Raw genomic sequence first — 21,626 nt, forward strand, 5'->3', positions numbered from 1 at the left:
GCCCTTGGCTCAGCTGATCAGTTGTGCTGGCCGCTCTGCTGGTTCTGCTTCTGGTTGTTGTTCTGGTCCTGGTTGTTGTTCTGGTTGTCGCCGACGCCCTGGTTGTTGTTCTGGTTCTCGTTCAGGCCGTTGTCGGCAGCGCCGTTGCCGGCTTCCTGGCCCGCGCCGTTCTCGTTGCCCGCGCCGTTGTCGCCGACGCCGTTGCCCGTGTCCTGCCCGTTACCGGCGTCCTGGCCGTTGCCGGCCTCCTGACCGGCCTGGTCACCAGCGCCGTTGCCCGCCTGGTCACCGGCACCGGCACCGGCACCCGCGCCCGCGCCGTTCAGGGTCGCGCCCGTCGCCTGGAGGGCGGTCGTCACCGGCTGGAAGAACGTCTCGCCGCCGACCGTGCAGTCGCCGGCGCCGCCGGAGGTGAGGCCGATCGCGCTGCCGTCCTGCGTGAAGAGGGAGCCGCCGCTGTCGCCGGGCTCGGCGCAGACGTTGGTCTGGATGAGGCCGGTGACGGTGCCCTCGGGGTAGTTGACGGTGGCGTCGAGGCCGACGATCTGGCCGTCGTTGAGGCCGGTGGTCGAGCCCATGCGGAACACCTGGGTGCCCACGGTCGCGTCGGCGGCCTGGAGGATCTGGACGTTCTGGCCGCCGCCGATGTTGACGTCGCTCGGCGCCTGCGTGTTCGGGTCGTCGTACTTGACGAGCGCGAAGTCGCCCTCGCCGGGGAAGACGGCCTGGTCGACGGTGGCGATCGGCTGGCCGTTCGCGGCGTCGGCCCACTGCTCCTCCGCGACACCGCAGTGCCCGGCGGTGAGGAAGGCGGGCGAGCCGTCGCCGGCCGTGACGTTGAAGCCGGCCGAGCAGCGGGCGCCGCCGGCGAAGATGGCGTCACCGCCGGAGAGGAAGGTCTTGAAGGTGCCGGCCGACTTCTTCACGGTCGCGACGTTCGCGCCGAGCGCGTTGACGGTCGATTCGAGCTGGTTCCACTTGGAGCCGGTGACCGTGGAGTCGGCGGTGACGAGGACCTTGTTCGTTCTGGGGTCGACGGCCCACGACGTGCCGGGGATGGTGGCCTGCGCCTTGAGGGTCTGGGCGGCCGACTCCAGCTTGTCCGCGCTGTTGGCGACCTCGCGGACCTTCGCGCCGGCCTTCTGCGCGGCGACGATGACGTTGTTCTTGTCGCCGGAGACGTTCACGACGTTGACGACCAGCTGGCTGGCGTCGGAGTCGTAGTAGGAGCCGGCGAACGCGTCACCGAGCAGCTTCGAGAGCTGGGAGGCGAGGTCGGAGACGTCACCGGAGGACTTCAGCGTCCTCGGCGTGACGGAGGAGGCGTTCGTGTCACCGTCCTGCGAAGCGTTCGCGTTGGGCAGCAGGAGTGCCGCCGCGCCGAGCGCGGCCACACCGCCCACGGCTATCGCTGCCTTGCGCTTCGGGATTCGCTTGTGACTCAAGTTCTTCGACCTCCTGAGGGACGGGGTCTTGTGCTGCCTCGTCGGCAGCTCCGTACAGCGGCGCCTGGTTGGCCATGAGTACGCGGGTCCCCGGAAGGGCGTTCAAACGTGTTTCCCATTTCTTTGCGAACGGCCGGGGAGCAACGGGGAATCGGCCAACCCCCCATATGCCGTTGACCGGCACCGAAACCGGCACGATCTGTCCGGGCAACTCGCCCACCAGAAGAGGAAGGACCTCTTCCGGACCGTCGCCGGTTGTCCGAATACCGCCGGTCCTGGCGGGAACCCCCACTCCGGGACCCCTGAGTGACCAGCCGGTAACTTTCCGCCGACAATTCCCGGCCGAATCTTCGCCCCGGGGAATCTGCACATCGATTGCCCATCCGGGCCACCTCGGTCGCACTTCCCGCACAACTCCGCAAGGACGCCGCAACGTTTGACGGCGGAGTGCCGGATTCGCCTCGACAGCGCACCGCGCTCATCCGAGCGTTCAAGTGGCTTCGTGTGAAGAAGTCGGCGGCGTGCCGTGGACGCGTGTGCACGGCCGCTCACGGATCGGCCCTCAACTGCCCTCGGGTGACAGGCGATTGATTGGAAGCCCGGGTGCCGGACTGCTTTGATCCAGTCGTCCCCCCGAGGGGGCCCGCTCCCCCGGCCTACGGGGGTCACCCCCTCAAGCACCTCCATCAGGAAAGGCAGTTCCATCATGGACTCCATCCAGACCGTCGAGATCTCCGACGCCGAGCTCGACAACGTCTCCGGCGGCCTGACCCTCAACGCCCTGGGCACCGTCACCGACCTGGTCGACGGCATCGTCCCGGTCTCCGGCATCCTCAACACCGCCGTCGGCACGGTCGAGGGTGTCACCGGCCTGAGCGTGGCCCCGGTCACCAACCTGGTCGCCGGTCTCTGATCGACGCCTCGCAGTCGCTGAGCTCCGGAGCCGTGACCCGGCTCCGGGGCTCTTCGCTGCTTTCCGACCGTTGATCGCCGCCTGTCCAGTGAAGGTCGTATGCAGTTCCGCCAACAGGCCCTGAGCAAGCTCCAGTCGCCGGAGGATCTCGACCTGCCGGTGCGTTTCGCGCGCCCGCAGGGCTGGCTGGTGCTGGCGGTGACGGTCGTCGCGCTGGCCGCCGGGTCCGTGTGGGCGGTCACCGGTTCGGTCGCCTCCACGGTGAGCGCGCCCGCCGTCCTCACCCACGGCGAGGGCAGCTACATCCTCCAGAGCCCGGCGGCCGGACAGGTCACCGCCGTCCTCGCGCGGGAGGGCCAACGGCTCGGCGCGAACGCCCCGTTGCTCCAGGTGCGTACGGCCCAGGGCGACGCGGTGGTCCGCACGGTCGCCGCCGGACGCGTCACCGCGCTCGCCGCGACCATCGGCCAGATCATCTCGACCGGCGCGAACGTCGCCGCGATCGAGAAGGTCGCGAAGGCCGACGACCCGCTGTACGCGACCGTGTACGTCCCCGCCCAGAACGCGGCGACGATCCCCGAGAACGCCGCCGTCGACCTCACCGTCCAGACGGTCCCCACCCAGCGGTACGGCGTGCTGCGCGGCCACGTGAAGTCCGTCGACCGTACGGCCCAGTCGGCGCAGCAGATCGCCGCGTTCCTCGGTGACCAGCAGCTCGGCGAGCAGTTCACGAGCAAGGGGCGCCCGGTCGCGGTGCTGGTCCAGCTCGACAGGTCCTCGGCGACGAAGAGCGGTTACCGCTGGTCGTCGGCACAGGGGCCGCCGTACGGGCTCGACTCCATGACGTTGGCCAGCGGTTCGATCAAGCTGGCCGAACAGCGGCCCGTCGACTGGCTGTTGCCATGAGCGCGGTGAAGACGGTCCGTACGCCGACCGTGTTGCAGATGGAGGCCGTCGAGTGCGGGGCCGCCTCCTTGTCGATGGTCCTCGCGCATCACGGCCGGCATGTCCCGCTGGAGGAGCTGCGCATCGCGTGCGGCGTCTCGCGGGACGGCTCGCGCGCGAGCAACCTCCTGAAGGCGGCCCGCAGTTACGGCTTCACCGCCAAGGGCATGCAGATGGATCTGGCGGCCCTGGAGGGGGTGGCGACTCCGGCGATCCTGTTCTGGGAGTTCAACCACTACGTCGTGTACGACGGCATGGGCCGCCGCTTCGGTCGGCGCGGCGTCTTCATCAACGACCCCGCCAAGGGGCGGCGGTTCGTGCCGATGGAGGACTTCGACGGCAGCTTCACCGGTGTCGTCCTGGTCCTGGAGCCCGGCGAGGAGTTCGAGCGCGGCGGCCGCAAGGCGGGCGTGCTGGGCGCGATGCCGGCCCGGCTGCGCGGTACGGCGGGCACGCTCCCGGCGGCCGTGCTGGCGAGCCTCCTCCTGGTCCTGGTCGGCGCGGCGGTGCCGGCGCTGAGCCGCCAGTACATCGACATGTTCCTCATCGGCGGCCAAACCTCTTTGCTGGGCGTCCTGTTCACGTCCATGGCCGCCTGCGTCCTGCTGACGATCGCCCTGACCTGGCTCCAGCAGGCCAACCTCCACCACGGCCGCATCATCTCCTCGACCCTCTCCAGCGCCCGCTTCCTGCGCCACCTCCTGCGGCTGCCGGTGACGTTCTTCTCCCAGCGCAGCCCGGCCGACCTGGTGCAGCGCCTCCAGTCGAACGACGCGGTCGCCGAGACCCTGGCCCGCGACCTCGCCTCGGCGGGCGTGGACGCGGTGGTGGTCGTCCTGTACGCCGTGCTCCTCTATACCTACGACCCCCAACTCACCTTCGTCGGCATCGGCGTCGCCCTCCTGAACATCGTCGCGATGCGGGTCGTGATCCGGCTGCGCGCGACCCGTACCGCCAAACTCCGCGCGGACAACGCCCGGTTGACCAACACGGCATACACCGGGCTCCAGTTGATCGAGACGATGAAGGCGACCGGCGGCGAGGACGGCTACTTCCGCAAGTGGGCCGGACAGCATGCGACGACCCTGGAGGAGCAGCAGCGACTCGGCGTACCGAGCGCCTGGCTGGGCGTGGTCGCGCCGACGCTCGCGACCCTCAACAGCGCGCTCATCCTGTGGATCGGCGGGATGCGCGCGATCGAGGGGCACATCTCGGTGGGCCTGCTGGTCGCGTTCCAGGCGCTGGTGGCCCGTTTCACGGCCCCGCTGACCCGCCTGAACGGCGTCGCGGGCCGCATCCAGGACTTCGCGGCCGACGTCGCTCGCCTGAAGGACGTGGAGAACTTCCGCGCCGACCCGCTGTACGACCGCCCCGGCGGCGCCGATTCGACGCGCCGGCTGCGCGGCCATGTCGAGCTCCAGAACATCACCTTCGGCTACAGCCCCCTCGACAAGCCGTTGCTGTCCGGTTTCGACCTCACCGTCGGCCCGGGTCAGCAGGTCGCGCTGGTCGGCGGCTCCGGGAGCGGCAAGTCGACGGTGTCCCGCCTGATCTCGGGCCTCTACACCGCCTGGGAGGGCGTGATCCGCATCGACGGGCAGCGCCTCGACGACATCCCGCGCGGCGCGCTCGCCGCGTCGGTGTCCTTCGTCGACCAGGAGGTGTTCCTCTTCGAGGGGTCGGTGCGCGACAACGTGGCGCTGTGGGACCCGTCGATCACGGACGAGGCGGTGACCGAGGCGCTGCGGGACGCGGCCCTGTACGACGTGGTGATGCGCAGGCCGGGCGGCCTCCAGAGCAAGGTCGAGCAGGACGGCCGGAACTTCTCCGGCGGCCAGCGTCAACGCCTGGAGATCGCACGGGCGTTGGTGCGCAGGCCGAGCGTCCTGGTCCTCGACGAGGTGACCAGCGCGCTCGACGCGGAGACCGAGCTGGTCGTCATGGACAACCTGCGGCGGCGCGGCTGCGCCTGCGTGGTCATCGCGCACCGGCTCAGCACGGTCCGCGACAGCGACGAGATCGTCGTCCTCCAGCACGGCACGATCGTGGAGCGCGGACGGCACGAGGAACTGGTGGCGCGCGGTGGCGCGTACGCGGCGCTGGTGAGGGAGCGGTGACGGTGCAGGACGGCGACCTGGTCCTCGGGGCGCTCGGGCAGTCGGGCACCCGCTTCGACTGCGCGGGCTCCGCGCGGCTCGACCTGGAGGGGCCGCAGGTGCTGTGGCTCGTCGCGTCGGGCGCGCTCGACCTGTTCGCGGTGGACGCGGGCCAGGAGGGGCACTGGCATCACCTCGGCCGCCTGGAGACGGGTTCGCTGCTGCTGGGTCCGGTGGCGGGTGCGCAGCACACGCTGGTGGCGCGGCCGGTGCGGGACTGTGTCGTCCACCGGATCGGGTTGCGGGAGCTGTATCAGCCGGTACAGCAGGAAGTGTGGTCGTACGACGAATACGGCAACCCGCAGTACGCGCCGCTGACGACGAGCCCCCTGGAGTACGCCCTCTCCCTGGGCGTCGGCCGCAGCCTCTCCATCCTCTTCCAGGCCCCCATGGGCGCCGCCGAGGTCATGGACGAGGACGTCTTCTGGATGCAAGTGCCGCCCGGCAGTATCCAGTACGGCACCCTCTACGGCCAGGAAGCCGCCGCCGACCTCCTGATGGACCCGGCCGTCTGGCAGAGCATGGTCGACCAGCAGTACCGGCTCCTCACCACCCTCGACCGCTGGATCGAGCAGCTCGAACGCACCCACGAGACCCGAGCCGCCGCCGGCATCAAGGCCGGTGAGGCGGTCCGCGTCCAGGCCGACCGGACGCTCATCGCCTCCATCGGGAAGCCCTCGGCCCGCCGTACGACGTCCGCCGACGCGGATGCCACGTTCGCCGCGTGCAAGCTGGTCGCACAGGCCGCCGGGATCGCGCTGGCCGAGCCCGCGCGGATGGGTGCCGTCAACGACCGGCTCGACCCTGTCGAACAGGTCGCGCTCGCCTCCCGCGTGCGCGTGCGGGCCGTACGGCTCGACGGGCGCTGGTGGCGGGACGACGTGGGTCCTCTCGTCGGGCACCGGGCGCTGTCCGGGGCGCCGGTCGCGTTGCTGTGGCGGCGGGGCGGGTATGTCGCCGTGCATCCCGGGACCGGGCGGGAGACGCCGGTCGAGAAGGCGAACGCGAGCGAGTTCGAGCCGCGTGCGGTGATGTTCTACCGGCCGCTGCCCGACCGGCCGATGGGTCCGCTGGGGCTGCTGCGGTTCAGCATGCGCGGGACCCGGGGCGATCTGTCGCTGCTCCTGCTGAGCGGGCTGGTGACGGTGGCGGTCGGGGCGCTGGTGCCGGTCGCGACCGGCAAGGTCCTCGGCGAGTTCGTGCCGCGTGCGCAGGAGGGGCTGATCGTCCAGGTGTGTCTGGCGGTGATGCTCAGCAGTGTCGTGGCCGCCGCGTTCATCCTGTTGCAGAACCTGACGATCCTGCGGCTGGAGGGGCGGATCGAGTCGACGCTCCAACCCGCCGTGTGGGACCGGCTGTTGCGGCTGCCGACGAAGTTCTTCTCGGCCCGCTCCACCGGTGAACTCGCCAGCGCGGCCATGGGGATCAGCGCGATCCGCCGGCTGATGGCGGGTCTCGGGCCGTCCGTCGCGCAGTCGCTGACCGTCGGTGCGATGAGCCTCGGGATGCTGCTCTGGTACAGCGTGCCGATGGCGCTGGCCGCGGTCGGGATGCTCGTCGTCATCGCCGCCGTCTTCCTCGCGCTCGGGCTCTGGCAGGTGCGGTGGCAGCGGCGGCTCGTCGTCCTGTCCAACAAGCTGAACAACCAGGCGTTCCAGACCCTCCGGGGGCTGCCGAAGCTGCGGGTCGCCGCCGCCGAGAACTACGCGTACGCCGCCTGGGCGTCCGAGTTCGCCCGCAGCCGTGAGCTCCAGCACCGGCTGGGGCGGATCAAGAACCTCAACGCCGTGCTGGGCGCGGTGTATCTGCCGGTGTGCACGCTGCTGATGTTCATGCTGCTCGCGGGGCCCGCGCGCGGGAGCATGTCCGCGTCCGCCTTCCTGACCTTCAACACGTCGGTGACGATGCTGCTGACGTCGGTGACCTCGCTGACCGGGGCGTTCGTGTCCGCCGTCGCCGCGCTGCCGCTGTTCGAGGAGATCCGGCCCGTCCTTGAGGCGACGCCCGAGGTACGGGGCGCGGCGACCCGGCCCGGCCCGCTGACCGGGGCGCTCGAAGCACGCCGGGTGTCCTTCCGGTACTCCGACGACGGGCCGCTCGTCCTCGACGACGTGTCCTTCGAGGTGCGTCCCGGCGAGTTCGTCGCGGTCGTGGGGCCCAGTGGATGCGGCAAGTCCACGCTGCTGCGCCTGCTGATCGGCTTCGACCGTCCCGTGTCCGGGAGTGTCCTCTACGACGGACAGGATCTCTCCGCGCTGGACCAGTCCGCCGTCCGGCGGCAGTGCGGAGTGGTCCTCCAGCACGCCCAGCCCTTCAGCGGCTCCATCCTCGACGTCATCTGCGGCACCGAGTCGTACACCCCGGAGGAGGCCATGGCCGCCGCCGAACTCGCCGGGCTCGCCGAGGACATCAAGCGGATGCCGATGGGGCTGCACACCATCGTCTCCGGGGCCGGCGCCATCTCGGGGGGACAGCGCCAACGGCTGATGATCGCCCAGGCGTTGATCCGCCGCCCCCGCATCCTCTTCTTCGACGAGGCGACCAGCGCGCTGGACAACGAGACCCAGCGGGTGGTGATCGAGTCGACACGCAAGCTGAACGCCACGCGCGTGGTGATCGCGCACCGCCTGTCGACCGTGATGGACGCGGACCGGGTCGTGGTGATGGAGAACGGGAAGATCGCGCAGCAGGGGGCGCCGGCGGAGTTGCTGGCGGATGTCGGGGGGCGGTTGCACGAGTTGGTGCGGCGGCAGTTGGCGTAGGGGGCTGGGGCGTCGAGGGTGGGCCGGCGGCCGGGGCAGTCTGCGTGAATGGAGGCGGGCCGCCCATACACCCCGCGCGGCACGATGGCCTGATAGGGCTGCGGGCGTCAACTCCGAGCCCGCAGGTCGGCCTTGATGGGTGAACCCCGGGAACCGGCGGCGGCCCCACCCCGCCTTTCCGGTCCCCGGGGTTCCAGGAGTCACGGGTTCTCCCGTGTCCAGGACTCGCACTCCCCAGTCACGAGCCTCTCGTGGCGTCCACAGGGACCCCGCGACTCCGGTCTCGGAAGCGGTTCGCCCTAGAAGGCGAACACGCTGATCTCGCCCGCGTTCTTGACGCACTCGTTGGCGAACGTCCGCTCGTAGGCGAGGCGTTTGCCCTGCCAGACGCCGTCGACGGTGACGACGACGGGGTCGTACTGCTTGGTGCAGGGCCCGCTCGCGCGCATCGTGAGCGCGTCGAGGTCGCCGCCGACGGCGCGGAGTTCGGCGCAGGCGAGGGTGGCGGCCGGGTGGGTTCCGGAGGCCCTGGGGGCGCAGGTCAGGGTGACGGCGCGGGCCGGCGTCGCGGCGGCCGCGCGTTCCCCGTGCCCGACGGTCAGCACGAGTGCCGACGGCGCGTACAGGGATGCCTGGCCTGCGGACGGGGCGGCGAGGGCGGACCCGGTGAGGGGTCCGCTCACGGTGGCGGTCAGGAGACCGCCGATCACTGCCCAGCGCGCGGTGTTCCGCATTGTGTGCTTCCTTCCGCTCGGACGGAGTCGGTGCCGCCGGTCACCGGTCGGGTGCCGGGCGGCGGACGCCACTCTGCCGGTTCCGGGGCCGGAGTTCACATCGACCCCACAGATTTCAGTAACCTTGCGTATTCAATCAGTGGCGTGAAGCTACGTGATTCGAACGCGAGAACGCCGAGGGCAAGCGCTTCATGATCCGCTTCCCGGCCCGGATGGCCGGTTCTCGTAGGTTCGGCAATCGACCTGAAACATTCCCTTCACATACTCCGACCCGAGTAATGGTCGAACCATCCACTTCACCTCGCCAGTTGTAGACGAATCAACCTCTGGTAGGCGCCCGCGCGCGAGCCGTACGGTCACCGCACCCCCCAGAACCAGCCTCCGCCGCCGCCCTGTTGGAGTCCCCATGACGTCCCAGCAACCGCCGTCCCTCACCGAGGTCGAGCCGTACGGCGTGGAGCGCATCCCCGACGCCGACCGCACCGCGCGCCCGCTGGACCTGTTCCGGCTGGCGTTCGGCGGCGCCAACACGTTCTCCACGTGCGTGCTGGGCGCGTTCCCGATCCTCTTCGGCCTCTCCTTCTGGCAGGGCCTCGCGGCGACGCTCCTGGGGGTCGTCGTCGGCGCCCTGATCCTGTGCCCGATGGCCGTGTTCGGCCCGGCCAACGGCACGAACAACGCGGTCTCCTCCTCCGCTCACCTGGGCGTGCACGGCAGGATCGTCGGCTCGTTCCTCTCACTGCTGACGGCCGTCGCGTTCTTCTCGATCTCCGTGTGGAGCAGCGGCGACGCCCTGGTGGGCGGCGCGCACCGCCTGCTGGACCTCCCGCGCGGGAACGCCTCGTACGCCGTCGCGTACGCGCTGTTCGCCGGTCTGGTCCTCACGGTGTGCGTGTACGGCTTCCGTTTCATGCTGTTCGTCAACAAGGTCGCCGTGCCGACGGCGACCGTCCTGTTCCTGGTCGGCGTGTTCGCGTTCGCCGGGGACTTCGACCCCTCGTACGCGGGCGCGTTCACCTCGACGTCCGACGCGGCGTTCTGGCCCGCCTTCATCGGCGCGGCGCTGATCGTGCTGTCGAACCCGGTGTCGTTCGGGGCGTTCCTCGGGGACTGGTCGCGGTACATCCCGGCGGACACCCCGCGCCGCCGGGTGGTGGGCGCGGCGTTCCTGTCGCAGCTCGCGACGCTCCTGCCGTTCGTGTTCGGCCTCGGGACGGCGAGCATCATCGCCGCGCGGGCGCCCGCGTACGTCGACCCGGCGGCCCCGGACTTCGTCGGCGGGCTGCTGGCGATCTCGCCGGGCTGGTTCTTCCTGCCGGTGTGCCTGCTCGCGCTGATCGGCGGCATGGCGACGGGGACGACGGCCCTGTACGGCACCGGCCTGGACTTCTCGTCGGTGTTCCCGCGCCTGAGCCGGGTGCGGGCCACTGTGCTGGTCGGCGGGCTGGCGATCGCGTTCATTTTCGTGGGCCGGTTCGCGCTGGACGTCGTGCAGTCGATCTCGACGTTCGCGACGATGATCGTGACGTGCACGACGCCGTGGATGGTCGTGATGATGCTGGGCTTCTGGACGCGGCGCGGCTGGTACGACGCGGACGCCCTCCAGGTCTTCAACCGGCGTCAGCGCGGCGGGCGTTACTGGTTCGCGCACGGCTGGAACTGGCGCGGCATGACCGCCTGGTGGGTGGCGGCGCTGGTCGGTGTGCTGTTCACGAACATCCCGGGCCAGTTCGTCGGCCCGCTCGGCGGCCTGGCGAACGGGGTGGACATCAGCCTGCCGCTGTCGCTGGTCGTGGCGGCGGTGCTGTTCCTGTCGCTGCTGCGGCTCTTCCCCGAGCCCCGGGCGGTGTACGGGCCCGAGGGCGGACGGTGGGTGAGGACGGTGGACGTGCCGGTCCCGGCGATCACCGGGAACGGTGTCGTGCCTGGTCAGGACGGATTGTCAGACCCGTCGGCTACCTTGCGGACATGACCGGATTCGTGTTGGTGGCGGGGGCTTGGCTCGGAGCGTGGGCGTGGGACGAGGTGGCGGCCGACCTGCCGTCGGCCCATCCGCTCACGCTGTCGGGGCTGGCGGAGAAGCGGGATCTTCCTGCGGGGCAGCAGACGCATGTGCGGGACATCGTCGAGGAGGTGGAGCGGCTCGGCCTGCGGGACGTCGTGCTGGTGGGGCACAGCTACTCGGGGGTGCCGGTGGGGCAGGCCGCCGAGCGGATCGGGGACCGGCTGCGGCGGGTGGTGTTCGTCGACGCGAACGTGCCGGTGGACGGGCAGGGGGACCTGGACGGCTGGGACAGCGACTGGGTGCGGGAGGCCCTCGCGGCGCACGGCGGGTCCTGGCCGCCCCCGCCCGTCGAGCAGTTCGTGGAGCTGGGCCTGACGCCCGAGCAGGCGGCCCGGATCGTCGCGGGCGCGACCCCGCACCCGGGCGCCACCCTCACCGAACCGGCCACCCTCACGGGCGCGCTCCCGAACCTCCCGGCGACGTACATCAAGTGCCTCCAGGACGGCGAGGAACCCCTCCCGGCGGTCACGGACCTGCTCAAGAATCCGTCCTGGGACCTGGTCCGTATGGACAGCGGGCACTGGCCGATGTTCTCTCAGTCTCGTGAACTCGCCCGCGTCCTGCGGGAGATCGCGGAGTAAGGAGCGACATGGCCCAGCACCCGGCGGACTTCCAGTACGAGATCTACCTCAACGGCCTGACGGGTGCGGTCCCCCGCCTGCCCACCGATCTCACGGCGCTGGAGGAGATGGCCGAGCGGCGCCTCGGCCCCGGCCCGGTCGGGTACGTCGCGGGCAGCGCCGGGGACGGCAGCACCGCGCGGGCGAACCGGGCGGCCCTGGAGCGGCGCCGGATCGTGCCGCGCATGCTGCGGGACTGCTCCGTGCGGGACCTGTCCGTCGAGGTGCTGGGGCGTACGCTGCGCGCGCCGCTGGCGCTGGCTCCGGTCGGGGTGCTGTCGATCCTGCACCCCGGCGCGGAACCGGCGGCGGCGCGGGCGGCCGCCGCGCAGGGCGTGCCGTACGTGCTGTCGTCGGCGTCGAGCACGCCCCTGGAGGAGGTCGCCGAGGCGATGGGGGACGCCGAGCGCTGGTTCCAGCTGTACTGGTCCAAGGACCGCGAGGTGACCCGGAGTTTCCTGGGGCGGGCGCGGGCGGCCGGGTTCTCGGTGCTCGTCGTCACGCTGGACACGCCGCTGCTCGCGTGGCGTCCGCGCGATCTGGACCAGGCGTATCTGCCGTTCCTGCGCGGGGTGGGCACGGCCAACTACTTCACCGACCCGGCGTTCCTCGCCGGCCTCGCGAAGTCGCCGCAGGAGGATCTCGACGCGGCCGTGCTGCGGTTCGTGAGCCTGTTCTCCGACCCCGGCAAGACCTGGCCGGACCTCGCGTTCCTGCGGGAGCACTGGGACGGGCCGATCGTCCTCAAGGGCATCCTCCACCCTGACGACGCCCGGCTCGCCGCCGATGCCGGGATGGACGGGGTGATCGTCTCCAACCACGGGGGCCGGCAGGTCGCCGGGGCGGTCGCGGCGGCCGACGCGCTGCCCCGGGTCGCCGAGGCCGTCGGGGACCGGCTGACGGTCCTGTTCGACAGCGGGGTGCGGACGGGGGCGGACGTGTTCAAGGCCCTGGCCCTCGGGGCGCGGGCCGTGCTGCTGGGGCGGCCGTACGCGTACGGCCTCGGGCTCGACGGGCAGCCCGGCGTCGAGCACGTCATCCGGTGCCTGCTGGCGGAGTTCGACCTGACGATGGCGCTGTCGGGGCACGCGAGGGTGGCGACGATCGGGGCGGACGCGCTGGCGGAGGACCCGGTGTGAGCCGCCCCCGGTCCGTCGCCTCAGGCCGGTCTGGGCGAGGGGCTCTCCGAGCCCCCGACCGAGAACGAACTCGGTGTCGCCCGGGGCGCGTCCGTCAGCCAGCGCTGGGACGCGGAGCTGTCGCGGACCTTGACGACGATGTTCGCGCCGGGCTCGTCGCCCCCGGCGGTCAGCGGCAGGCGTTCGTCCCAGCGGGGCAGCAACTGGCCCTGGACGGTGAGGTCGTAGCGGACGTCCTCGGCGCGCGGGTTGTCCGCGTCGGCGCAGGTGTTGGCGATGACGACCCCGGCGTCCGCGCGCGAGTCCACGCACAGGTTGGGCTCGGCGACGCTGCGCAGGAGGCCGTCGTCCTCGTACGCCCACTGCTGGGCCCAGTTGGAGGAGCACACCTCCAGTGCGAGCGCCGTACCGGCACGGGCGCCGAGGGGCAGTTCGACGCACAGGTCGGCGTCCGCGTTGCGCAGCCGCGTCTGCTGGGTGCCGCCCGGCATCCCGGCGCTGCCCTGGGCGCCCGGCGAGGGGGCGGGCGACAGGGTGTCGGCCCCCGGCAGGGCTCCCCCGCCGCTCGCGCTGGTGGAGGCGGCCGGATCCGCGCCCTCGTCCGACCACATCCCGGCGGCGAGGAACGTCGTCAGCACCCCGGCGGAGGCGATCCCCACCCCGGCGATGAGCGCGCGGGGCGACCGCTTCCCGACCCGCCGCACCGCCCTGCGGGCACCTTGCGCACTCCGGACGCCCCGCACCCGCGCGCGCCCGGCGGCTCGCCGGGACCGGGGCCGGCCATCGTCATCCGTGTCCCCGGCCGGCTCGGCCGGGAAACCGGCGTCGGGGTCGGGGAAGGCGGACATGCCAGGGGCGGGGAAGGAGGACGTGCTGGCGTCGTACGCGAAGAAATTCTCCGGCACGTAGGCCCCCGACTCCCCGCCGGGACCGGCATAGACCTGCTCACCGCCGACCGGCTCCACACCGTCAGCACCGGGAAACGCCCGCTCACCCCCGACCGGCGCCACACCGTCGGGACCGGCATAGACCTGCTCACCGCCGACCGGCGCCGCGCCGTAGGGACCGGCAAAGGCCCGCTCACCGCCCGTCGGTGCCACTCCGTCGGGGCCGGGAAACGCCCGTTCATCCGCGACCGGCGCCCCCTCCCCCCGGAAGCCACCCGCACCCCGCCCCCGCCGTACGCCTCCGCCGAACGCCCCCACGCCCTGCGCGCCCCCCGGCGGGATCTCCCCCGGGACCGGCTCAGCGGCCCCCTGCGCGGCACCCCCGCGTGCGCCGAACGTCCGCCCCCGGCCGGACTCCTCCCGGCGTGCGGGCGACGGTATCCGGTCGAGGAGCCTCCGCCCCGCGCCCCTCTTCGCGGCCCCCTTCAACCGCACCGGCTCCTCGCGCCCCCGGTCCGGCCGGGAGTCGTGATACCGCCGGGCGCCCCACCCGAGCACCGCCTCCGCGAGCATGAGCCCCACCCACCCCTCGCCCTGCCCGAGCTGCTCGGCGGCGGCCCGGCAGTAGCGGCAGGCGTCGAGGTGCCGGCGGACATCGGGAAGAAGGTCGCCCCCGCGCCGCAACGGCACGTCCAGGAGCCGGTTGTAGAAGCGGCACTCCTTGCTCGGCGCGAGTTCCCGGTGCGCGCGGACCAGCCCTTCGCGGAGCTTGTCGCGGGCGCCCTCCAGCGTGGCGGCGGCCGTGGAGGTGTCGACGCCGAGCAGCGCGGCGGGGACGCTGAGGGGCTCGCCCTCGACCTCGACGTGCCACAGCAGGGCCCGTTCGGTGGCCGGCAGCGCGTGGTAGGCGTACTCCGCGAGGATCCGGTTGTCCGGCGTCATCCCCTTCGCGGCTCGCATCCCGCGCGCGCCTGCGGGCTTGCGCAGCTCGGGCAGGACGGCGGTGACGCGTTCGGTGGACGCCCACAGCCGGACGGTCTCGCGGACGGCGAGCAGCAGCCGGGGCCGCAGATCGGTCCCGGACTCGCCTAGCTTGAGCCGGTCGAAGACCTGGTGGAAGGCGGTCCCGGTGGCCATGGACGCGACCTGTCCGGACCCGGCGAGGCAGATCACCGCGTAGTCGTGGACGGGTCTCCAGTGCCGGGCGATCAGCAGCGCGGTGGCCTCGGCGACCTCGCCGTCCGTGCCGCCGCGCACCCCTGCCGCGAGCGCGTCGTCGGACTCTCCGGGATCCCCGCCGGGCGGCGGGTACGGGGGACGCGGCGGATAGGCGGAGGGCACTGGGCGGATCCTTCGGTGCGGAACGGTGCGACCGGCCGAACCTCGGCGCACTTTAGTTCACCATTGCACAACTTACTCGTGCACAACAAGGCATGCGGAACGGCGTCCACCAGTTCGCGGGAAACCTCAACTCTGCCCAGGGGTACGGGATTTCAACACATTGTTGAAATCGGAACCACACCCCGCCTGAACCACACCCCGCGCGAACCACACCCCGTGTGAATCACACGCCCACACCCGACCCGCCCCACACACTCCCGCCACCCGGCTCCCCGCGCTCCACTGGAACCGGCCCTCCTCGGGGTCCTCGCGGAGGACGGCGGCTCTCCCCCGCGTGCACGGCCGCCGGTCCGGCCCCTTCCCGCTCCGGCCGGCGGCCCAAAGCCCCTTCAGTACCGGCTCAGGTCATATCTGCCACGACCGCAGCCGGTCCGCCGCCCCGTACACATCCGCCTTCCCGGACATCAAGTCCCGGGCAAGATCCACTAACGCTCCGTACGGCGGGTCGATCCCGGCGCCGCTGACGAACATGTACGACACGGCCGTCGCGCAGGCGAACCGCGCGTTGGCCGACGGCAGCGGCTTCAGCACCGCGAGCGTGTGCAGCAGGGCCGCCGCGCGCCACGCCGGGTCCGAGTCGACGCCGAGGCGGGGCGGGTCGACGCGGTGCCGGGCGACGGCCGCGACGAGCGCGGAGAAGTCGTCGACGGTCGGCTGGTCCGGAAGGACCTCCTCGTGGCGCTGGAGCAGCCACGGCACGTCGATATGGATGACGGTGGTCACCGGCGGACCGACCTGCCCCTCGCCCCGGCGGGGCTCTCGTCGTCGGGGAAGGCCGCCGCGAACTCGTCGGCGTGGGCGGCGAAGAACGTCCGGAACGCCGCCGCGCCTTCCTGCAGGGCCCGGTGCCGGGCGATGTCAGCTGCGGCGGCCTCGCGGACGAGCGCCTTCATCGACGTCCCGCGCTCCTTGGCGATCTGCCGCAGGTCCTCCAGCTCGCGTTCGCTGAACTCCACATTGAGGGCTGGCATGCCCTCACGGTACCGCTCGGGTACTTACCCGTAAATATCCCCAGGTCACCCGGGCGACCGAGCGGTACCGCAGGCGTACAGACGTTCCCCTCTATCCCTGGTCGGCGACGAAGGACGCGAGCCGGGTCAGGGCCGCGTTCCAGTTGACGGCCGTCTCGTTCGTCGACCACGACTGGATGTCGTCGATGAAGCAGAACTGCCCGACGCAGCCCTGGAGTTTGCTCTGCGCGTACGGGTCCTGGATCGACGAGTTGGGGCCGCCGGACAGGGTCCCGGCGGGCGGCGACGGCAGCTTCGGGTCGAGCTGGTTGGCGTACCAACGGCTGTGCTGCCGGTGCGCGTTGACCTCGCCGTAGCCGGTGACGTACGACATGTTGAGCGCGTTGCGCCCGAGGACGTAGTCCAGGCTCTGCACGGCCCCGTCACGGTACTTGGCGGCGCCGGTGATGTCGTAGGCGCTCGCGACGACGACCGCGTTGTTGATCACCTGGTGCGCGGAGCCCCAGTCGTACATGTTGTTGTTGGGCGCGTACGGCATGCCGTACGCCTGTCCGGCGAGTGTGGCGAGGTAGCCGTCGGCGCCCTTCACGACGGAGGCGCGGACCTTGTCGCGGCCAGGGAGCTTGTTGGGGACGAGGGCGAGGTCGAGGCGTCCTGCCGCCGCCGTGCCGCCCCAGTCGAAGCTGACGGGGCCGAAGACGTTCGCGGTGTGGAGCGGGGACGCCACCACGTAGTCCGCGAACTGCTTCTCGCCGGTGGTGAGATACAGCTCGGCCGACGCCCAGTAGAACTCGTCGGTGACGTTGTTGTCGTTGTAGGCGCCGCCGCCGATGCCGTCGTCGGGGTCGGCGTAGATCGCCGGGTGGGCCTGTGCGGCCGTCCACGCCTTGCGGGCGGCGGTCAGGGCCTTCGCGGCGAACGCCTTGTCGTAGGGCTTGTAGAGGCGGGCCGCCTGGGCGGCTGCCGCCGCGAGGTTGAGGGTGGCGGCGGTGGACGGCGGGTGCAGTTCGCGCTTCTGCGGGTCGTCGCTCGGCAGCAGGGGCAGGCCGGTCCAGTTCTGGTCGTGGATCTTGTGGTGGGCCATCCCGGCGAGGGGCTGCCCGTCCGGGACCTGCATCTTCAGCAGGAACTCCAGCTCCCAGCGGGCCTCGTCGAGGACGTCGGGGACCTTGTTGCCGCTCTCGGGCAGGGCGAGCTGTCCGTCGCCGAGGCGGGCCGGGGTGCCGGTGCGGGCGTGCAGGGAGCGCTCGTAGGTGCTGAGCACCTCCCACGTCGAGATGCCGCCGTTGACGACGTACTTGCCGTGGTCGCCGGCGTCGTACCAGCCGCCGCTGACGTCCAGCGCGTAGTCGCAGACGCCGGGCTGGCAGGGTACGGACGTGTCGCCCTGGTTGGGGGCGACGCCGACGTGTCCGGCCGCCCTGCCGTAGCCGGGGCGCAGGTCGTCGCGGATCGGGGTGCCGCTGCGCTGCGTGTAGTAGTACTTCACGGCGTCGCGGCTGAGCTTCTCGTAGGCGGCCGTGCCGATGTCGAAGGGGCGGCTGGTCTCGCCGTCGGCGGTGAGCGTGTAGCCGGTGCCGGGCTTGCGGTAGGCGCCGAAGTCGAGGCTGTGGACGTTCTGCGCGGAGGACACGTCCGTGCCGCGCGGGACGGTCCAGCCGTGCGCGACGGTCTTGCCGGCCGCGTTCTTGAGCTGCCACGGCAGGCGGGTCGTCGCGTCGGTCACGAGGGTCGCGTTCTTCGGCCCGGCGGGCAGGTAGGCGACCTGGTTGACGCGCACGCGCGGCCCGGTGTCCGGCTCGTACACCTCGGGCGGCACCCCGCCGAGCAGCGAGACGTCGTCCACGCAGAACCGCCAGGCGTCCGCGCTGCCGCCGACCTGGAAGGCGACCTGCGCCTGCGTGGAGTCGACGGGCGCGGTGAAGGTGTACGAGTACGACCCGTCGGTCTCGGCGAGGACCGGGCTCGCCTCCTGCCAGGTGTCGTACGGGGAGACGGCGAGCCCCACGATCGCGCGCACCACATGCCCCTCGGGGGCGCCGGACGCCTTGAAGGAGAAGCGGTACGTCTCGCCCTTGACGAGGGTGATGTCGTTCTGGCCTATCCCGGAGTCCCAGCGGTTGGCGGTGCCGCCGGGGACGTCGGCACAGAGCCGGCCGTCGGCGGCGACCGGGGTGACGTTGCTGGTCCACCAGGGGGCGGTGCCGGAGTCGAAACCGCCGTTCTTGACCTGCTCGACCTCGTCGGCTCCGGCGGGCGCGGCGGGCAGCGCGATGAGGGCGCCGCCGAGCAGCGCGGCCAGCGTCAGCAGGCTCGTTCTGCGTCGTCGTTTCACGTCATGGCTCCTCGGAGAGGCGCCCCACGATATGGGAGCGCTCCCATGTTGCGGACGGGCCGCCCATGCTGGTGGCCACCATGACCTTCCGTCAACGGTCCGGACGAAACACCTTCCGCCCGGACCGCCGTCGACTGGTTACGCTTCCAACTTGCTGACCCTGACGGCCCCTTGGGACTCACCCGGCCGCGCGCTGGTGAACGTCAGCTTCACGCGGGATCCCCGCAGCGCGCCGAAGGTGATCACGGACGGCGCGTCGGAGGCCGCGGCCCACTCGACGGCGACTCCCGTGGCCGGTACGTACGTTCGCCCGTCCCACACCTCGACCCCGACGCTCCTGGGCAGGCTGTGCCCGGCGTCCACGGTGAACGACACCTCGACCCGGCCGAAGTCCCGCACCCTGCCGTAGTCCACCGCGACCCAGTCGGACGCGCGTGCCCCGCCGAACACCGGCAGCAGAGCGGTGGCCGCCTTGAGGAACCCGTTGGACCAGCCGGTCGCCGGGTCGCCGTCGAGCACGGCGGCCGGGAGCGTGTCCGGGCGGCCGGAGTAACTGGCGTCGGCGTAGGGGTGGTTGGGGGCCTGCGGGTGTTCCGGCGCGAACGCGGGCGCCGGGGTCGCGGAGGCCGAGCGCGCCCAGGTGGTCCGTACGGCGACCGTCCCCTCGCGCAGCCCCTCCCCCGTCGCCGTCACCTTCAGCGCCCCGGGTTCGCCGCCCGCCCGGACGATGGCGAGCGCCTTGCCGTGGAAGGCGGTCCGGGTGCTCGCCTGGTACTTCTCGGCGCTCTCCTGGCGCCCGTTGTCGAGCCCGGCGAGGGAGCCGCCGTCGACGCTGAACGTCAGCAGGTGCTCGGCGCCGGGGACGACGGTGCCGCGCGCGTCGACGACCTCGGCGGTCACGAAGACGTGTGAACGGCCGTCGGCGGGAAGGGACTTGCGGTCGGCGGTGAGACGTACGGCGTGCGGGGCGCCGGCCGTGCGCAGGACATCGGTGGCGACGGTCCTGCCGCCGCGCCGGGCGACCGCCTTCAACTCGCCCTCCTGGAAGGGGACTTTCCAGGTGAGGTGGAGTTTGCCCGCGCTGCCGTTGGGGCTGGTGTAACTCCCGGGGTAGGGGCCGTCGGTGAACGTCTTGTCGTCGCCGGTCGCCTCGGTCGTCTCCAGGTAGTCGCGGCCGTCCACGGTCTTCTTCGCGTCGAAGGTCCGCACCCCCAACGACTTGCCGTTCAGGAAGAGTTCGACCTCGGGGACGTTCGCGTAGGCCCACACCTCGACGGTCTCCCCCGCCGTGTGGTTCCAGCTCATCGGCAGCAGGTGGACCATGGGCTCGCTCACCCACTGGCTGCGGAAGAGGTGGTACATGTCCTTCGGGAACCCGGCGGTGTCGACCGCGCCGAAGAACGACGCCTTCACCGGGAACACGTCGTACGGGGTGGGTTCGCCGATGTAGTCGATGCCGGACCACAGGAACTGCCCGGCGAACCACTTCCGGTCGCGGTCCTTCTTGTGGCCGTACTCGCCGCTCATCGTCCAGGAGGCGAGGTTGTTGTCGTAGGAGGAGGTCGCACGCCTGCCTGGGGTGTGGTTCTCGCCCGTGTTGAGGTGCTCAGGCTCCTGATAGGCCCCGCGAGTCGAGGTCTCCGACGAGGACTCCGACTCGAAGAGGAACAGGTGCGGGTAGCGGGCGTGGAGGGCGTCGACCGACTTCGCGGTGTTGTAGTTGAGGCCGAGGCCGTCGAGTTTGGCGAGGATCAGGTCGGCCGGGGTGCCGGGGGCGGGGACGCTGCGGTGGCGGTGGGAGCCGATGACGACCGGGCGCGTCGTGTCGTACGCCTTGATGCCCGCGATCAGACGGTCGGCGATCGTGAGGCCCGCCGTGGAGGTGAACTCGGTGATCTCGTTGCCGATCGACCACATCACGACGGCCGGGGAGTTGCGGGCGGCGAGGACCATCTCGGCGATGTCGCGGTCGGACCAGGCGTCGAAGAAACGGCCGTAGTCGTAGCGGGTCTTGGGGGACTTCCAGCAGTCGAACGCCTCCACCAGCATCACGATCCCCAGTTCCTCGCAGATGCCGATCATCTCCGGGGAGGGCGGGTTGTGGGAGGTGCGGAAGGCGTTCACGCCCATCGACTTCATGATGGTCATCTGCCGCCGGATCGCGTCCGCGCTGACGGCCGCGCCGAGCGCGCCGAGGTCGTGGTGGAGGTCGACGCCCTTCAACTTGGCGTGATGGCCGTTGAGTTCGAAGCCGTCGTCGGGGTCCACGCGGAAGGTGCGGAAACCGAAGACCGTGCCGTAGGTGTCGACGAGCCTGCCCTCGACGCGGAGTTCGGTCTCCAGGCGGTAGCGGTGCGGGTCGGTGAAGTCCCAGCGCTTCGGGTCGGGGACGACGGCGGTGTGGGCCTCGGTCGCGGTGTCGGTGACGGTCAGCGTGGAGGTCGTGCGGGCGACCGTGCGGCCGTTCGGGGCGACGATCCGGGAGGTGACCTCGACGTCCCGCGGGGTGCCGGAGGCGTTGGCGACGGTCGTGCGGATGTCGACGGTCGCGCGGTCGGCGGTGATCTCGGGGGTGGTGACGTGGGTGCCCCAGCGGGGGACGTGGACCGGGTCGGTGACGATCAGGCGGGCCTCGCGGTAGATGCCGCTGCCGGAGTACCAGCGGCTGCTGGGGAGGCGGTTGCGGACCCGGACGGCGAGGACGTTCTCGGTGGTGCCGTCGGTGTGCAGACGGCCGGTGAGGTCGTAGGCGAAGCCCGTGTAGCCGTAGGGGTGGGTGCCGAGTTCCGTGCCGTTCACGAAGACCGTGGAGTCCATGTAGACGCCGTCGAACTCGACGGAGACGCGTTTTCCGGCGTAGGCGGCCGGCACGGTGAAGGAGAGGCGGTACCAGCCGAGGCCGCCGGGGAAGAAGCCGGTGCCGCTGGTGGTGCCGTGCTCGGTGGTGGGGGCCAGTTCGATGGACCAGTCGTGGGGGACGGCGACCTCGCGCCAGGCCGTGTCGTCGTACGCGGGGTCGGCGGCGTGGTCGTAGGCGCCGGTCGGGTCGGTGATGCCGCCCGGGTTGACCAGCGCGAAGCGCCAGCCGTCGCGCAGGGGGAGGGTGTGGCGGCCCGGGGCGGGGGCGTGCGCGGCATGGGCCGTGGAGGTGGACAGGAGGGCTCCGGCCGCGGGGGTGGCGGCGGAGGCGATCAGGACCGATCTGCGGGTGAAGGTCACTGCGGCTCTCCCTGGGACAGACATCGGGAATCAG

At 71.6% G+C, this 21,626-nt stretch carries 14 protein-coding genes and 1 pseudogene; 7 read left to right on the top strand and 8 right to left on the bottom strand.

Annotated elements, in window-relative coordinates; genetic code table 11:
• Nucleotides 1-17: 17 nt before the first annotated feature.
• Nucleotides 18-1,445 (bottom strand): S1 family peptidase, encoded by a 1,428-nt coding sequence (locus ACLZOT_RS12895; protein ID WP_416968967.1) that lies wholly within the window; start codon nucleotides 1,443-1,445, stop codon nucleotides 18-20.
• A gap of 706 nt (nucleotides 1,446-2,151) precedes the next feature.
• Here ACLZOT_RS12895 and ACLZOT_RS12900 point away from each other — a divergent pair.
• The 4 genes from ACLZOT_RS12900 (at nucleotide 2,152) to ACLZOT_RS12915 (ending at nucleotide 8,221) form a co-directional block, all read left to right on the top strand.
• The gene (locus ACLZOT_RS12900; protein ID WP_416968968.1) at nucleotides 2,152-2,358 is read left to right on the top strand and encodes a type A2 lantipeptide; all 207 of its coding nucleotides are present in this window, start codon (nucleotides 2,152-2,154) and stop codon (nucleotides 2,356-2,358) included.
• A gap of 99 nt (nucleotides 2,359-2,457) precedes the next feature.
• On the top strand, nucleotides 2,458-3,264 hold the full coding sequence (locus tag ACLZOT_RS12905) for an HlyD family efflux transporter periplasmic adaptor subunit (protein WP_416968969.1): 807 nt from the start codon (nucleotides 2,458-2,460) through the stop codon (nucleotides 3,262-3,264).
• Nucleotides 3,261-5,420, top strand: a complete 2,160-nt coding sequence (locus ACLZOT_RS12910; protein ID WP_416968970.1) for an NHLP family bacteriocin export ABC transporter peptidase/permease/ATPase subunit — start codon at nucleotides 3,261-3,263, stop codon at nucleotides 5,418-5,420. Before ACLZOT_RS12905 ends, ACLZOT_RS12910 begins: the two co-directional genes overlap by 4 nt.
• Entirely contained in the window at nucleotides 5,417-8,221 is a 2,805-nt protein-coding gene (locus ACLZOT_RS12915; RefSeq protein WP_416968971.1) for an NHLP bacteriocin export ABC transporter permease/ATPase subunit, read from the top strand. The genes ACLZOT_RS12910 and ACLZOT_RS12915 overlap by 4 nt, the downstream gene beginning before the upstream one ends.
• A gap of 299 nt (nucleotides 8,222-8,520) precedes the next feature.
• On the opposite strand, the gene ACLZOT_RS12920 is transcribed toward ACLZOT_RS12915, so the two are convergent.
• Entirely contained in the window at nucleotides 8,521-8,955 is a 435-nt protein-coding gene (locus ACLZOT_RS12920; protein ID WP_416968972.1) for a subtilase-type protease inhibitor, read from the bottom strand.
• 406 nt (nucleotides 8,956-9,361) lie between these two features.
• Between ACLZOT_RS12920 and ACLZOT_RS12925 the strand changes: the two genes are divergently transcribed.
• From ACLZOT_RS12925 to ACLZOT_RS12935, 3 genes are read left to right on the top strand one after another with little or no spacing between them, the layout of a single operon-like run.
• Nucleotides 9,362-10,927, top strand: coding sequence for a purine-cytosine permease family protein (locus tag ACLZOT_RS12925; protein WP_416968973.1), 1,566 nt, complete (start codon nucleotides 9,362-9,364; stop codon nucleotides 10,925-10,927).
• Nucleotides 10,924-11,601, top strand: a complete 678-nt coding sequence (locus tag ACLZOT_RS12930; protein ID WP_416968974.1) for an alpha/beta fold hydrolase — start codon at nucleotides 10,924-10,926, stop codon at nucleotides 11,599-11,601. Before ACLZOT_RS12925 ends, ACLZOT_RS12930 begins: the two co-directional genes overlap by 4 nt.
• Before the next feature lie 8 nt (nucleotides 11,602-11,609).
• A complete protein-coding gene (locus tag ACLZOT_RS12935) occupies nucleotides 11,610-12,779 on the top strand; it encodes a lactate 2-monooxygenase (RefSeq protein WP_416968975.1) in 1,170 nt (389 codons plus the stop codon).
• Nucleotides 12,780-12,799: 20 nt separating this feature from the next.
• Here ACLZOT_RS12935 and ACLZOT_RS12940 read toward each other — a convergent pair whose 3' ends face one another.
• From ACLZOT_RS12940 to ACLZOT_RS12965, 6 genes and pseudogenes are all read right to left on the bottom strand, one after another.
• Entirely contained in the window at nucleotides 12,800-13,627 is an 828-nt protein-coding gene (locus tag ACLZOT_RS12940) for an RICIN domain-containing protein (protein WP_416969070.1), read from the bottom strand.
• A 444-nt stretch (nucleotides 13,628-14,071) separates the two neighbouring features.
• Nucleotides 14,072-15,007 (bottom strand): annotated as a pseudogene (locus tag ACLZOT_RS12945) (hydrolase); the annotation flags it as partial.
• A gap of 405 nt (nucleotides 15,008-15,412) precedes the next feature.
• Nucleotides 15,413-15,790: a toxin Doc gene (locus ACLZOT_RS12950; RefSeq protein WP_416968976.1), complete on the bottom strand. Its 378-nt coding sequence runs from the start codon at nucleotides 15,788-15,790 to the stop codon at nucleotides 15,413-15,415.
• Nucleotides 15,787-16,038, bottom strand: a complete 252-nt coding sequence (locus ACLZOT_RS12955; RefSeq protein WP_416968977.1) for a hypothetical protein — start codon at nucleotides 16,036-16,038, stop codon at nucleotides 15,787-15,789. The genes ACLZOT_RS12950 and ACLZOT_RS12955 overlap by 4 nt, the downstream gene beginning before the upstream one ends.
• Nucleotides 16,039-16,129: 91 nt before the next feature.
• Entirely contained in the window at nucleotides 16,130-18,373 is a 2,244-nt protein-coding gene (locus ACLZOT_RS12960) for a glycoside hydrolase family 9 protein (protein WP_416968978.1), read from the bottom strand.
• A 138-nt stretch (nucleotides 18,374-18,511) separates the two neighbouring features.
• Nucleotides 18,512-21,592, bottom strand: coding sequence for a glycoside hydrolase family 2 TIM barrel-domain containing protein (locus ACLZOT_RS12965; RefSeq protein ID WP_416968979.1), 3,081 nt, complete (start codon nucleotides 21,590-21,592; stop codon nucleotides 18,512-18,514).
• Nucleotides 21,593-21,626: the final 34 nt, after the last annotated feature.

This window comes from Streptomyces sp. 4F14, from assembly GCF_048159485.1.
In the GTDB taxonomy this organism is placed as follows: Bacteria; Actinomycetota; Actinomycetes; order Streptomycetales; family Streptomycetaceae; genus Streptomyces.

Excerpts from the sequence above, each read along its gene's own strand:
- ACLZOT_RS12900 (WP_416968968.1), top strand. The coding sequence starts at position 2,152 with ATGGACTCCATCCAGACCGTCGAGATCTCCGACGCCGAGCTCGACAAC.
- ACLZOT_RS12905 (WP_416968969.1), top strand. The coding sequence starts at position 2,458 with ATGCAGTTCCGCCAACAGGCCCTGAGCAAGCTCCAGTCGCCGGAGGAT.
- ACLZOT_RS12910 (WP_416968970.1), top strand. The coding sequence starts at position 3,261 with ATGAGCGCGGTGAAGACGGTCCGTACGCCGACCGTGTTGCAGATGGAG.
- ACLZOT_RS12920 (WP_416968972.1), bottom strand. The coding sequence starts at position 8,955 with ATGCGGAACACCGCGCGCTGGGCAGTGATCGGCGGTCTCCTGACCGCC.
- ACLZOT_RS12925 (WP_416968973.1), top strand. The coding sequence starts at position 9,362 with ATGACGTCCCAGCAACCGCCGTCCCTCACCGAGGTCGAGCCGTACGGC.
- ACLZOT_RS12930 (WP_416968974.1), top strand. The coding sequence starts at position 10,924 with ATGACCGGATTCGTGTTGGTGGCGGGGGCTTGGCTCGGAGCGTGGGCG.
- ACLZOT_RS12935 (WP_416968975.1), top strand. The coding sequence starts at position 11,610 with ATGGCCCAGCACCCGGCGGACTTCCAGTACGAGATCTACCTCAACGGC.
- ACLZOT_RS12940 (WP_416969070.1), bottom strand. The coding sequence starts at position 13,627 with ATGTCCGCCTTCCCCGACCCCGACGCCGGTTTCCCGGCCGAGCCGGCC.
- ACLZOT_RS12955 (WP_416968977.1), bottom strand. The coding sequence starts at position 16,038 with ATGCCAGCCCTCAATGTGGAGTTCAGCGAACGCGAGCTGGAGGACCTG.